Origin of the sequence: Listeria sp. Marseille-Q6474, assembly GCF_946902005.1 — a bacterium.
GTDB lineage: Bacteria > Bacillota > Bacilli > Lactobacillales > Listeriaceae > Listeria > Listeria innocua.
In genome coordinates, this window is the sequence record NZ_CAMPPS010000002.1 from 753,129 (window position 1) to 766,069 (window position 12,941).

General features: G+C 42.8%; 7 protein-coding genes, 9 tRNA genes and 3 rRNA genes. 17 read left to right on the forward strand and 2 right to left on the reverse strand.

The features are described from left to right. The first annotated feature begins 66 nt into the window (after positions 1-66). The 3 genes from mutY to OC533_RS14530 all read left to right on the forward strand — a co-directional run bounded on the left by mutY (position 67) and on the right by OC533_RS14530 (position 2,596). The gene (gene mutY / locus OC533_RS14520; RefSeq protein ID WP_160464836.1) at positions 67-1,164 is read left to right on the forward strand and encodes an A/G-specific adenine glycosylase; all 1,098 of its coding nucleotides are present in this window, start codon (positions 67-69) and stop codon (positions 1,162-1,164) included. 3 nt (positions 1,165-1,167) lie between these two features. After that, complete coding sequence (gene fabL, locus OC533_RS14525) at positions 1,168-1,914, forward strand: enoyl-[acyl-carrier-protein] reductase FabL (RefSeq protein ID WP_003768955.1); 747 nt, start codon at positions 1,168-1,170, stop codon at positions 1,912-1,914. A 154-nt stretch (positions 1,915-2,068) separates the two neighbouring features. Continuing rightward, entirely contained in the window at positions 2,069-2,596 is a 528-nt protein-coding gene (locus OC533_RS14530) for a DUF402 domain-containing protein (protein ID WP_003719986.1), read from the forward strand. Positions 2,597-2,636: 40 nt separating this feature from the next. Here the strand turns inward: OC533_RS14530 and OC533_RS14535 are convergent, their stop codons facing one another. Together OC533_RS14535 and OC533_RS14540 are read right to left on the reverse strand one after the other, a co-directional pair. After that, the gene (locus OC533_RS14535) at positions 2,637-3,725 is read right to left on the reverse strand and encodes an aromatic acid exporter family protein (protein WP_003767254.1); all 1,089 of its coding nucleotides are present in this window, start codon (positions 3,723-3,725) and stop codon (positions 2,637-2,639) included. Between the two features lie 105 nt (positions 3,726-3,830). Continuing rightward, positions 3,831-5,129 carry a glutamate-1-semialdehyde 2,1-aminomutase gene (locus tag OC533_RS14540; protein ID WP_185485076.1) on the reverse strand — a complete coding sequence of 433 codons (1,299 nt, stop codon included), beginning with the start codon at positions 5,127-5,129 and terminating at the stop codon, positions 3,831-3,833. A gap of 142 nt (positions 5,130-5,271) precedes the next feature. Between OC533_RS14540 and OC533_RS14545 the strand changes: the two genes are divergently transcribed. The 14 genes from OC533_RS14545 (at position 5,272) to OC533_RS14610 (ending at position 12,940) form a co-directional block, all read left to right on the forward strand. After that, on the forward strand, positions 5,272-6,213 hold the full coding sequence (locus OC533_RS14545) for a D-2-hydroxyacid dehydrogenase (RefSeq protein ID WP_194324104.1): 942 nt from the start codon (positions 5,272-5,274) through the stop codon (positions 6,211-6,213). A gap of 82 nt (positions 6,214-6,295) precedes the next feature. Further along, complete coding sequence (gene perR, locus OC533_RS14550; RefSeq protein ID WP_010990957.1) at positions 6,296-6,742, forward strand: peroxide-responsive transcriptional repressor PerR; 447 nt, start codon at positions 6,296-6,298, stop codon at positions 6,740-6,742. A gap of 455 nt (positions 6,743-7,197) precedes the next feature. Continuing rightward, positions 7,198-8,747: ribosomal RNA gene (locus OC533_RS14555) — 16S ribosomal RNA — on the forward strand. Between the two features lie 247 nt (positions 8,748-8,994). Then, positions 8,995-11,926, forward strand: a 23S ribosomal RNA gene (locus OC533_RS14560). A 77-nt stretch (positions 11,927-12,003) separates the two neighbouring features. Beyond that, a 5S ribosomal RNA gene (rrf, locus tag OC533_RS14565) occupies positions 12,004-12,119 on the forward strand. The 16S, 23S and 5S rRNA genes sit together here with 9 tRNA genes alongside, the layout of an rRNA operon. A 12-nt stretch (positions 12,120-12,131) precedes the next feature. Continuing rightward, positions 12,132-12,204, forward strand: a tRNA-Val gene (locus tag OC533_RS14570). Between the two features lie 8 nt (positions 12,205-12,212). After that, a tRNA-Thr gene (locus OC533_RS14575) sits at positions 12,213-12,288 on the forward strand. Positions 12,289-12,328: 40 nt separating this feature from the next. After that, positions 12,329-12,401, forward strand: a tRNA-Lys gene (locus tag OC533_RS14580). A 5-nt stretch (positions 12,402-12,406) separates the two neighbouring features. Beyond that, a tRNA-Leu gene (locus OC533_RS14585) sits at positions 12,407-12,488 on the forward strand. 11 nt (positions 12,489-12,499) lie between these two features. Continuing rightward, positions 12,500-12,571, forward strand: a tRNA-Gly gene (locus OC533_RS14590). Between the two features lie 21 nt (positions 12,572-12,592). Next, positions 12,593-12,678: transfer RNA gene (locus OC533_RS14595), tRNA-Leu, on the forward strand. Between the two features lie 12 nt (positions 12,679-12,690). Beyond that, a tRNA-Arg gene (locus tag OC533_RS14600) sits at positions 12,691-12,764 on the forward strand. Between the two features lie 10 nt (positions 12,765-12,774). Beyond that, positions 12,775-12,848 (forward strand) — tRNA-Pro (locus OC533_RS14605). A 19-nt stretch (positions 12,849-12,867) separates the two neighbouring features. Continuing rightward, positions 12,868-12,940: transfer RNA gene (locus OC533_RS14610), tRNA-Ala, on the forward strand. Position 12,941: the final 1 nt, after the last annotated feature.

Below are 12,941 nucleotides of genomic sequence, written 5' to 3' on the forward strand. Positions count from 1 at the left end.
TGTTTACATTATACTACACATCCGGAGTATCACACATTAGAAATCTATTAGAATTACGAGGGGAAAATGAGAAAAATGAAGAGACTAACATGGGATGAAACAAAAATAACTGCTTTTCAAGAAGCACTCGTTTCCTGGTATGAAGCGAATAAACGCATTTTACCTTGGCGCGAAAATACTGAGCCTTATAGAATTTGGGTCTCAGAAATCATGCTTCAACAAACAAAAGTCGATACTGTGATTCCTTATTTTAATCGCTTTATGACTCAATTTCCGACAATGGAAAGTTTTGTTAATGCAGATGAGGCAGACATATTAAAAGCATGGGAAGGATTAGGTTATTACTCGCGTGTTAGAAATCTTCAAACCGCGATGAAACAAGTAATGACTGATTTTTCTGGAGAAGTACCAAGTGATTTAACGACTATTTTATCACTTAAAGGTGTCGGTCCATATACGGCAGGAGCTATTCTAAGTATTGCATATAATCAAGCAGAACCAGCTGTCGATGGAAATGTGATGCGTGTTATTGCACGAGTTTTGGAAATTAGCGAAGATATTATGAAAGCATCCACACGGAAAATTTTTGAAGAAGTGCTGTATCAACTAATTGACCAAGGAAATCCGGCAGCATTTAACCAAGGCTTAATGGAAATTGGCGCGCTCGTTTGTACACCTACAAAACCAATGTGTCTGCTTTGCCCCTTGCAACCTTTTTGCGAGGCGCATAAAAATGGTGTCGAAACCAATTACCCAGTGAAAATCAAAAAAACAAAAACGAAAACCAAAGAATTACTAAGTATTATTGTAATTTCAGACGATGGAAAAATAGCGATAGAGAAACGACCAGAAAATGGTTTACTAGCGAATATGTGGCAATTTCCAACCATTGAAATCGCCAAAAAAGAAAATGATGAAGTAGCAAAACTACAATTTTTACATAATTATGGCTTAGAAGTATCGCTAGAAGAGGAGCCGATTGCGCATATCAAACACATCTTTTCTCATTTAGTCTGGAAAATGGACATTCGTGTGGCGAGACTTCGGTCAGCAGTTCCAAATGAAAACTGGCATTTCGCAACAGAAGAAGAAATGAAACGGCTTGCTTTTCCAGTACCATATCAAAAAATGTGGCAAGCTTGGAAAGAATTTAAGGGGGAGTAATAAATGAACAAAGTAGCATTAGTAACAGGAAGTAGTAGAGGACTTGGAAGAGAAATAGCCATTGCGCTTGCAAAAGAAGGTTATGACATTGCAGTAAACTTTTCAAGAAATCGAAAAAAAGCAGAAGAAGTACAACAAGAAATTGAACAATTAGGAAGAAAATGCACTATTTTTAAAGCAAATGTTGGCGACGTAGAAAAAGTGAGAGCTTTATTTAAAGCGGTAGACGAAGAATTTGGTCGATTAGATGTTTTTATTAATAATGCAGCAAGTGGTGTGCTTAGACCAATTATGGAACTAGAAGAATCACACTGGGACTGGACAATGAATATCAATGCGAAGGCGTTATTATTTGCAGGTCAAGAAGCAGCTAAATTAATGCAACGTCAAAAAAGTGGTAAAATCATTAGTTTAAGCTCTATTGGTTCGATTCGGTATTTGGAAAACTATACAACTGTTGGCGTATCAAAAGCAGCGGTAGAGTCACTTACTCGTTATTTAGCAGTTGAACTTGCGCCTTTTGGAATTGCCGTAAATGCTGTTTCAGGTGGCTTAATCGAAACGGAAGCACTGAATCATTTTCCAAACCGTGAAGAGTTATTAAAAGATGCCGTAAGTAAAACTCCAGCAGGTCGAATGATTGAACCAAATGATTTAGTCAATGCTGTACTATTCCTTGCTAGTGAAAAAGCAGACATGATCCGCGGGCAAACTATTTTAGTAGATGGTGGTAGAACACTTTTAGTATAGTAAAGTAAAAAGGATAAAAATTAGCTATTTTTCGTAAAAATTGTTCTTTTTTGAGGAAATTATTCCGTTTCAGCACAATATTGTTTTTTTGCAGTCTTGCCTTATGTTATAATAATAATGATTTTGATAGTACATGAGGAAAGTAGGATAAAGGATGTACTTACCCAAAGAGAAAGAAATAATACAGATCAAGAGCTACAAACATAACGGTAAACTTCATCGTACTTGGAAAAAGACAGTGGTGCTTAAATCTACGGAGAATATTATTATCGGTGGAAACGACCACACATTAGTTGTGGAAGCAGACGGACGTAAATGGGTAACGCGCGAACCATCAATTTGTTATTTTCATAGTGATTACTGGTTTAATGTAATTTCGATGATTAGAGAAGATGGCATTTATCATTACTGTAATTTAGGTACACCTTTTGCGGTAGATGAACAAGCGCTGAAGTACATTGACTATGACCTCGATATTAAGGTTTTCCCAGATGGAAGGTTTCATTTGCTTGATGAGGGCGAATATGAACAACACCGTCGCCAAATGAAGTATCCAGACTCAATTGACCGGATACTAAAAACTAATGTAGATGTGCTAAGCCACTGGATTTTGGACAAAAAAGGTCCATTTTCTCCTGATTACATTGACATTTGGTATGAAAAGTATAAAGAATATCGTTAAAAAAACGAGCTTGGAGTTTATCTCCAAGCTCGTTTTTTGTTTATTCTTCATTAACGTTAATATCGATTTGATTTTCTTCTGTATGTCGAAGTTTAAAACTGTGAATTAATTTTTCTAAATAATCGATTGTTTCTTGATAAGCAAAAACAGAAGCGATAATACGCATTAGATGATATTTATCCATCATGTCTTCATATTCATCTTTTTCTGTTTCTTCCATCTCACGCAGGAAAAGTTGCATTAAATCTTGTGGATCTTGTGCTAAATGTGACTCTACATATTCAAGATCGATAGAAACTTTGTCAATATAGGTTAGTAAAAGTTGTTCATGTTTATCTGTTAAGTAATCAATATGTTGTCTAATTAATTCTTGTTTATCTGGCGGTAGTTGCAAATAATCATTTTCATAACGGTGTTGGATTTTTAACAGTTCAAAACCTTTTTGAGAGCAAAGCAACATCTGCCTATAAACAGCAATTTTCCGACCTTTTGAAATAGCATTTTTCTTCAGGAAAGTACGCTCTTCTCGGTATAATCCGTATAAGTTACGCGTTTGATTTAACTGTTTTTGCATCCATTCCATATCTTTTTTTAGAAGAGGGAAGTCTGCGGCGTGGCGAAGATTTAGTTTAATCCAGCGTACAATCTCGCTATTAGTATTGTAAATCAACTGGAAAAGAGAAACTTCATATTTCGGTGGTAAAAAGAACAGATTAACGATAAATGCAGCAAGTAAACCTAACATAATTGTCCCAAAACGAATGAGGGCAATTTCTAAAAAGTCATTACCAGGAGAGTCCATGACAATTATTAAGGTAACTACAGCAAGTCCAATCGTATTCTCCAAACGAAATTGCATTAATAAAGCCACACAGATTATCGAAGCAACACCAATTAAAATAAAATCATTACCAATATAAAGTCCGAAAATAATTGCAATGATGGCTCCAATAACGTTCCCTTGTGCCCGTTCTAAAATAGTTCGATATGATCTATAAATAGAAGGCTGGATAGCAAAAACGGCGGAAATGCCTGCCAGAGATGGAGATGGTGAATTGCAAAGCTGGGCGATAAAAAGCGCCAATGTGATTGCAATACCTGTTTTCAAAATTCTAGCTCCGAATTTCATGGAAGGTTATTCCTTTCTATAGACTATTTGAGCGGGATTTTTAAGTTTTCCCGCTCATTCTTCTTCTATTATAACGTTTCTCTCAAGTTTATACAGTAATATTACCTATTTACCTTGAACCAATTTGCCAAAAACAGTATCAACTGCTTGAATCGTTTCTAAAATATCTGCCTCGGAATGCGCGGAAGTAATGAACCAAGCTTCATATTTTGAGGGTGCCAAGTTAATTCCTTCTTCTAACATACCCTTAAAGAAGCGACCGAATAAATCTCCATTTGTAGCCCCAGCTTCTGCATAATTAGTCACAGGCTCATCTGTAAAGTAAACTGTAAGTGCTCCGACAATTTGGTTGACTGTAACTGCGATACCATGTTTAATAGCTGCTTTTTCAATGCCTTCTTTTAACATCGAACCATATTTTTCAAAACGATCATAAAGGCCTTCTTCTTGTAAAACTTCTAAACAAGCAATACCAGACAGAATAGAGGCCGGATTACCTGCATGAGTTCCAGCTTGATATGCCGGACCAAGTGGAGCGACTTTTTCCATAATATCTACTCGACCACCGTAAGCGCCAATCGGAAGACCGCCACCAATAATTTTGCCCATCGCAGTCAAATCTGGAATAACACCTAAATAATTTTGAGCACCACCATACATAAAACGGAACGCCGTAATAACTTCATCATAAATAACTAAAGAGCCATTTTCATGTGCAAGTTCATTCACAGCCTCTAAAAAGCCTTCCACAGGAGCAACCATTCCAAAATTCCCAACGATTGGTTCTACTAAAACAGCAGCAACTTGATCTCCCCAAACAGCTAATGCTTCTTTGAAAGATGTCAGATCGTTAAACGGAACCGTAATAACTTCCTCCGCTGTTGATCTTGTTACTCCAGCTGAATCTGGAATACCAAGAGTAGAAGGGCCAGAACCAGCTTCCACCAGCACTAAATCAAAATGCCCGTGATAGCAACCGGCGAATTTGATAATTTTATCTCGTCCAGTATAAGCACGAGCCACACGAATAGTAGTCATAACCGCTTCCGTTCCAGAGTTTGTAAACCGAACTTTTTCAAGAGAAGGAATGGCCTCTTTTAACATTTTTGCAAAAGTTATCTCGTGTTTCGTAGGAGTACCATACAAAACGCCATTTTGCGCAGCTTTTGTAATCGCTTCTGTAATATGAGGATGCGCATGCCCAGTAATAATTGGTCCAAATGCAGCTAAGTAATCAATATACTTATTACCATCTACATCATAAAAATAAGCTCCGTTAGCCCGTTCCATTGTTACAGGAATACCACCGCCAACTCCTTTATTTGACCTAGATGGGCTATTAACCCCGCCAACTATATGTAAAAGTGCTTCATCATGCAGTTTTTTTGACATTGAATGATCCATTTCGTCATCTCCTCAAAATTTTAATACCTTCTATATTCTATGCGAAAAAGTGGGATGCCGCAATCGAAAAAACAATATTATTGCTGATAAATGAAAAAAAGCATAAAATTAAAGTATAGCTAAAGAGAGGAAGTGAGGCAGAATGAAAGTTTTGTTTACACTAGATGTACCCGAACGCCTTAAAAATTTACAAGCGGAAAAATTTCCGAACGATACCTTCTATTTTGAAAGTATTGATCATTTTACCAATTTAGGCGAAGTGGATGTCATCATCACATACGGATCTAACATTACTGAAGAAAAAATAAAAAAAGCTACTAATTTGAAACTAATAATGGTATTTTCTGCCGGAGTAGATAGCCTACCAACAAAAATTATCCAAGAACAAAAAATAAAAGTTGCTAATGTAAGAGGGATTCATGCAATACCAATGGGAGAATATGCCTTATCATTTATGTTATCTCACGTAAAAAAAGCAGCTTTCTTCTATCAAATGCAAAAAGAAGAAGAATGGGCAAGCGAAGAACCTATAACTGAATTAGCAGGAAAAACATTAGTGGTGGCAGGTACTGGAGCAATCGGAGCAAAAGTAGCAGAATTCGCTCAAGCTTTTGATATGGAAGTTATAGGGATTAATACTACTGGCCATCCAGTAAAACCTTTTAGTAAAACCTATGCCATGACTGACTTGGAAAAAGTAGCTCCCTTAGCCGATTTTTTCGTAAGTGTTTTGCCACAAACAGAAGAAACCTCAGGCATTTATCAGTTATCCTTTTTTGAGAAAATGAAAACTAACGCCGTATTTATTAATATTGGAAGAGGAAGCGCAGTAGAATTAGAAACTTTAGAACGAGCTTCAAAAGAAGAACAAATCGCTCATTTTTATCTAGATGTTTTACCAGAAGAACCACTGCCTGCAGAAAGCTATCTATGGCAAGCGAGCAACGTAACAATTACCCCGCATGTATCTGGTCATTCTGATAAATATTTGGATCGTAGTTTTGAGATTTGGTTTGAAAATATAAATCATTTGAAAGAAAATACAAAATTGCGGAATGAAATTGATTTAAATAAAGGCTATTAAGCTACAAATTATGCCATTCTATTGACAGTTAAGCGTTATTTCCGGTATTATGAATATAATAATTATTTTTGGAAGGGAGTGCATGGCGGTGTCTAATGCAACTCTAAAAGAGGCAGTAGATGTCTTAAAGAAAACAGGAGTAAGAATCACTCCTCAGCGTCATGCTATACTTGAATTCTTAATTAACTCACATACACACCCAACCGCAGATGATATTTATCGGTCTTTAGAAGGAAACTTCCCAAACATGAGTGTAGCAACGGTATATAATAATTTGCGCGTTTTTCGAGATGCCGGTCTAATTAAAGAATTATCCTATGGCGATGCATCTAGTCGATTCGATTTCTCAACTTCTAACCACTACCACGCAATTTGTAACGTATGTGGAAAAATAGTAGACTTTCATTATCCAGGCTTAGATGAAGTAGAACATTTCGCAGCCCACGTAACTGGCTATGAAATTGATAATCACAGGCTGGAAGTATATGGAACATGTCCAGAATGTAAAGAAAAACAATCAAATAATTAAACAAAAACACTTAGCCTAGCTAGGTGTTTTTTATGTTTTTAGTACTTTTTTTCATTTTTATTTAATTTTATGCATAATTCGGTTGACATATATCTCAAAACTTGATATATTAGTTTTCGGCGCTACAATAGCAGTGATTTAAAAGAATTTTATTCATAAAATAAATTTAAAAAGTTGTTGACAGATAGTTGCTTAAATGATATGATTTAAAAGTCGCAAAAAACAAACGAAAACATTCGCACATCAAGGATGAAAGCGACTAACTGACCTTTGAAAACTGAACAAAGAAGAAGACGAAAAGCAATGAGACGTAAAGTCTCACGGGTAATCGCAGGGCAGAAAACAGAAAGCTGTTTTCAACAAAAACAAACTAGTAATTTAATTGCTAGCGAAGTCAATTTGACGCAAGGAATCTTATTCACGGTGTTGAATAAGTATTCAAATTCAATTTATATTTTAAAGAGAGTTTGATCCTGGCTCAGGACGAACGCTGGCGGCGTGCCTAATACATGCAAGTCGAACGAACGGAGGAAGAGCTTGCTCTTCCAAAGTTAGTGGCGGACGGGTGAGTAACACGTGGGCAACCTGCCTGTAAGTTGGGGATAACTCCGGGAAACCGGGGCTAATACCGAATGATAGAGTGTGGCGCATGCCACGCTCTTGAAAGATGGTTTCGGCTATCGCTTACAGATGGGCCCGCGGTGCATTAGCTAGTTGGTAGGGTAATGGCCTACCAAGGCAACGATGCATAGCCGACCTGAGAGGGTGATCGGCCACACTGGGACTGAGACACGGCCCAGACTCCTACGGGAGGCAGCAGTAGGGAATCTTCCGCAATGGACGAAAGTCTGACGGAGCAACGCCGCGTGTATGAAGAAGGTTTTCGGATCGTAAAGTACTGTTGTTAGAGAAGAACAAGGATAAGAGTAACTGCTTGTCCCTTGACGGTATCTAACCAGAAAGCCACGGCTAACTACGTGCCAGCAGCCGCGGTAATACGTAGGTGGCAAGCGTTGTCCGGATTTATTGGGCGTAAAGCGCGCGCAGGCGGTCTTTTAAGTCTGATGTGAAAGCCCCCGGCTTAACCGGGGAGGGTCATTGGAAACTGGAAGACTGGAGTGCAGAAGAGGAGAGTGGAATTCCACGTGTAGCGGTGAAATGCGTAGATATGTGGAGGAACACCAGTGGCGAAGGCGACTCTCTGGTCTGTAACTGACGCTGAGGCGCGAAAGCGTGGGGAGCAAACAGGATTAGATACCCTGGTAGTCCACGCCGTAAACGATGAGTGCTAAGTGTTAGGGGGTTTCCGCCCCTTAGTGCTGCAGCTAACGCATTAAGCACTCCGCCTGGGGAGTACGACCGCAAGGTTGAAACTCAAAGGAATTGACGGGGGCCCGCACAAGCGGTGGAGCATGTGGTTTAATTCGAAGCAACGCGAAGAACCTTACCAGGTCTTGACATCCTTTGACCACTCTGGAGACAGAGCTTTCCCTTCGGGGACAAAGTGACAGGTGGTGCATGGTTGTCGTCAGCTCGTGTCGTGAGATGTTGGGTTAAGTCCCGCAACGAGCGCAACCCTTGATTTTAGTTGCCAGCATTTAGTTGGGCACTCTAAAGTGACTGCCGGTGCAAGCCGGAGGAAGGTGGGGATGACGTCAAATCATCATGCCCCTTATGACCTGGGCTACACACGTGCTACAATGGATGGTACAAAGGGTCGCGAAGCCGCGAGGTGGAGCCAATCCCATAAAACCATTCTCAGTTCGGATTGTAGGCTGCAACTCGCCTACATGAAGCCGGAATCGCTAGTAATCGTGGATCAGCATGCCACGGTGAATACGTTCCCGGGCCTTGTACACACCGCCCGTCACACCACGAGAGTTTGTAACACCCGAAGTCGGTAGGGTAACCTTTATGGAGCCAGCCGCCGAAGGTGGGACAGATAATTGGGGTGAAGTCGTAACAAGGTAGCCGTATCGGAAGGTGCGGCTGGATCACCTCCTTTCTAAGGAAAAGGAAACCTGTGAGTTTTCGTTCTTCTCTATTTGTTCAGTTTTGAGAGGTTAGTACTTCTCAAGTATGTTTGTTCTTTGAAAACTAGATAAGAAAGTTAGTAAAGTTAGCATAGATAATTTATTATTTATGACATAAGTAACCGAGAATCATCTGAAAGTGAATCTTTCATCTGATAGGAAGTATCATCGCTGATACGGAACATCAGAAAAACAACCTTTACTTCGTAGAAGTAAATTGGTTAAGTTAGAAAGGGCGCACGGTGGATGCCTTGGCACTAGGAGCCGAAGAAGGACGGGACTAACACCGATATGCTTTGGGGAGCTGTACGTAAGCGTTGATCCAGAGATTTCCGAATGGGGGAACCCACTATCTTTAGTCGGATAGTATCCTTACGTGAATACATAGCGTGAGGAAGGCAGACCCAGGGAACTGAAACATCTAAGTACCTGGAGGAAGAGAAAGAAAAATCGATTTCCTGAGTAGCGGCGAGCGAAACGGAAAGAGCCCAAACCAAGAAGCTTGCTTCTTGGGGTTGTAGGACACTCTATACGGAGTTACAAAAGAAAGTTATAAATGAAGCGGTCTGGAAAGGCCCGCCAAAGACGGTAACAGCCCGGTAGTTGAAATGGCTTTCCCTCCAGAGTGGATCCTGAGTACGGCGGAACACGTGAAATTCCGTCGGAATCCGGGAGGACCATCTCCCAAGGCTAAATACTCCCTAGTGACCGATAGTGAACCAGTACCGTGAGGGAAAGGTGAAAAGCACCCCGGAAGGGGAGTGAAACAGTTCCTGAAACCGTGTGCCTACAAGTAGTTAGAGCCCGTTAATGGGTGATAGCGTGCCTTTTGTAGAATGAACCGGCGAGTTACGATTTGTTGCAAGGTTAAGCGGAAAAAGCGGAGCCGTAGCGAAAGCGAGTCTGAATAGGGCGCATAAGTAACAGGTCGTAGACCCGAAACCAGGTGATCTACCCATGTCCAGGATGAAGGTAAGGTAATACTTACTGGAGGTCCGAACCCACGCACGTTGAAAAGTGCGGGGATGAGGTGTGGGTAGCGGAGAAATTCCAATCGAACTTGGAGATAGCTGGTTCTCTCCGAAATAGCTTTAGGGCTAGCCTCGAGGTAAAGAGTCATGGAGGTAGAGCACTGTTTGGACTAGGGGCCCTTCTCGGGTTACCGAATTCAGATAAACTCCGAATGCCATGTACTTATACTCGGGAGTCAGACTGCGAGTGATAAGATCCGTAGTCGAAAGGGAAACAGCCCAGACCACCAGTTAAGGTCCCCAAATATATGTTAAGTGGAAAAGGATGTGGGGTTGCTTAGACAACCAGGATGTTGGCTTAGAAGCAGCCACCATTGAAAGAGTGCGTAATAGCTCACTGGTCGAGTGACCCCGCGCCGAAAATGTACCGGGGCTAAACATATTACCGAAACTGTGGATGAACCTCTTCGGAGGTTCGTGGTAGGAGAGCGTTCTAAGGGCGGTGAAGTCAGACCGGAAGGACTGGTGGAGCGCTTAGAAGTGAGAATGCCGGTATGAGTAGCGAAAGAAGGGTGAGAATCCCTTCCACCGAATATCTAAGGTTTCCTGAGGAAGGCTCGTCCGCTCAGGGTTAGTCGGGACCTAAGCCGAGGCCGATAGGCGTAGGCGATGGACAACAGGTAGAGATTCCTGTACCAGTGCTAATTGTTTAACCGATGGGGTGACACAGAAGGATAGGGAATCGCACGAATGGAAATGTGCGTCCAAGCAGTGAGTGTGAGAAGTAGGCAAATCCGCTTCTTGCGAAGCATGAGCTGTGATGGGGAAGGAAATTAAGTACGGAAGTTCCTGATTTCACGCTGTCAAGAAAAGCCTCTAGGAAGAGTAGTACTGCCCGTACCGCAAACCGACACAGGTAGATGAGGAGAGAATCCTAAGGTGAGCGAGAGAACTCTCGTTAAGGAACTCGGCAAAATGACCCCGTAACTTCGGGAGAAGGGGTGCTCTATTAGGGTGCAAGCCCGAGAGAGCCGCAGTGAATAGGCCCAGGCGACTGTTTAGCAAAAACACAGGTCTCTGCAAAACCGTAAGGTGACGTATAGGGGCTGACGCCTGCCCGGTGCTGGAAGGTTAAGAGGAGTGCTTAGCTTCGGCGAAGGTACGAATTGAAGCCCCAGTAAACGGCGGCCGTAACTATAACGGTCCTAAGGTAGCGAAATTCCTTGTCGGGTAAGTTCCGACCCGCACGAAAGGCGCAACGATCTGGGCACTGTCTCAACGAGAGACTCGGTGAAATTATAGTACCTGTGAAGATGCAGGTTACCCGCGACAGGACGGAAAGACCCCGTGGAGCTTTACTGCAACCTGATATGGAATGTTTGTACCGCTTGTACAGGATAGGTAGGAGCCGAAGAGACGTGTGCGCTAGCATACGAGGAGGCAATGGTGGGATACTACCCTGGCTGTATGACCATTCTAACCCGCCACGCTAAGCGCGTGGGGAGACAGTGTCAGGTGGGCAGTTTGACTGGGGCGGTCGCCTCCTAAAGAGTAACGGAGGCGCCCAAAGGTTCCCTCAGAATGGATGGAAATCATTCGCAGAGTGTAAAGGCACAAGGGAGCTTGACTGCGAGACTGACAAGTCGAGCAGGGACGAAAGTCGGGCTTAGTGATCCGGTGGTTCCGCATGGAAGGGCCATCGCTCAACGGATAAAAGCTACCCCGGGGATAACAGGCTTATCTCCCCCAAGAGTCCACATCGACGGGGAGGTTTGGCACCTCGATGTCGGCTCGTCGCATCCTGGGGCTGTAGTCGGTCCCAAGGGTTGGGCTGTTCGCCCATTAAAGCGGCACGCGAGCTGGGTTCAGAACGTCGTGAGACAGTTCGGTCCCTATCCGTCGCGGGCGCAGGAAATTTGAGAGGAGCTGTCCTTAGTACGAGAGGACCGGGATGGACACACCGCTGGTGTACCAGTTGTTCCGCCAGGAGCATCGCTGGGTAGCTATGTGTGGCAGGGATAAACGCTGAAAGCATCTAAGCGTGAAGCCCCCCTCAAGATGAGATTTCCCATTTCTTCGGAAAGTAAGATCCCTGAAAGATGATCAGGTAGATAGGTTTGGAGTGGAAGTGTAGCGATACATGGAGCGGACAAATACTAATCGATCGAGGACTTAACCAAAAAATGAAACGAAGTTACCTAACTGAACCCTTTCTTCTCTAGTTTTGAGAGAGCAATCTTTCAACAACTTCATATTGTCTGGTAGTTATGGCGAGAAGGTCACACCCGTTCCCATCCCGAACACGGTAGTTAAGCTTCTCTGCGCCAATGGTAGTTGGGGGCTTCCCCCTGCGAGAGTAGGTCGCTGCCGGGCAATATTATTTCTGGAGGTTTAGCTCAGCTGGGAGAGCATCTGCCTTACAAGCAGAGGGTCAGCGGTTCGATCCCGTTAACCTCCATTTTTTATGCCGGCTTAGCTCAGTTGGTAGAGCAACTGATTTGTAATCAGTAGGTCGCGAGTTCGACTCTTGCAGCCGGCACCATTAATATTATCTTTATAATAATACATATTTTTATTGTAGAGAGCCGTTAGCTCAGTTGGTAGAGCATCTGACTTTTAATCAGAGGGTCGCTGGTTCGAACCCAGCACGGCTCACTTTTGCGGGTGTGGCGGAATTGGCAGACGCACCAGATTTAGGATCTGGCGCCGCGAGGCGTGGGGGTTCAAGTCCCTTCACCCGCACTTATAAATATGCGGAAGTAGTTCAGTGGTAGAACATCACCTTGCCAAGGTGGGGGTCGCGGGTTCGAACCCCGTCTTCCGCTTGTTTTCAAAAGTTCCAATATGCCGGGGTGGCGGAACTGGCAGACGCACAGGACTTAAAATCCTGCGGATAGTGATATCCGTACCGGTTCGATTCCGGTCCTCGGCATTATTTTCATATGCGCCCATAGCTCAACTGGATAGAGTACTTGACTACGAATCAAGCGGTTAGAGGTTCGACTCCTCTTGGGCGCACTTTATTAAACGGGAAGTAGCTCAGCTTGGTAGAGCACTTGGTTTGGGACCAAGGGGTCGCAGGTTCGAATCCTGTCTTCCCGATTGTTTCATCTTTTATAATGGGGCCTTAGCTCAGCTGGGAGAGCGCCTGCTTTGCACGCAGGAGGTCAGCGGTTCGATCCCGCTAGGCTCCAC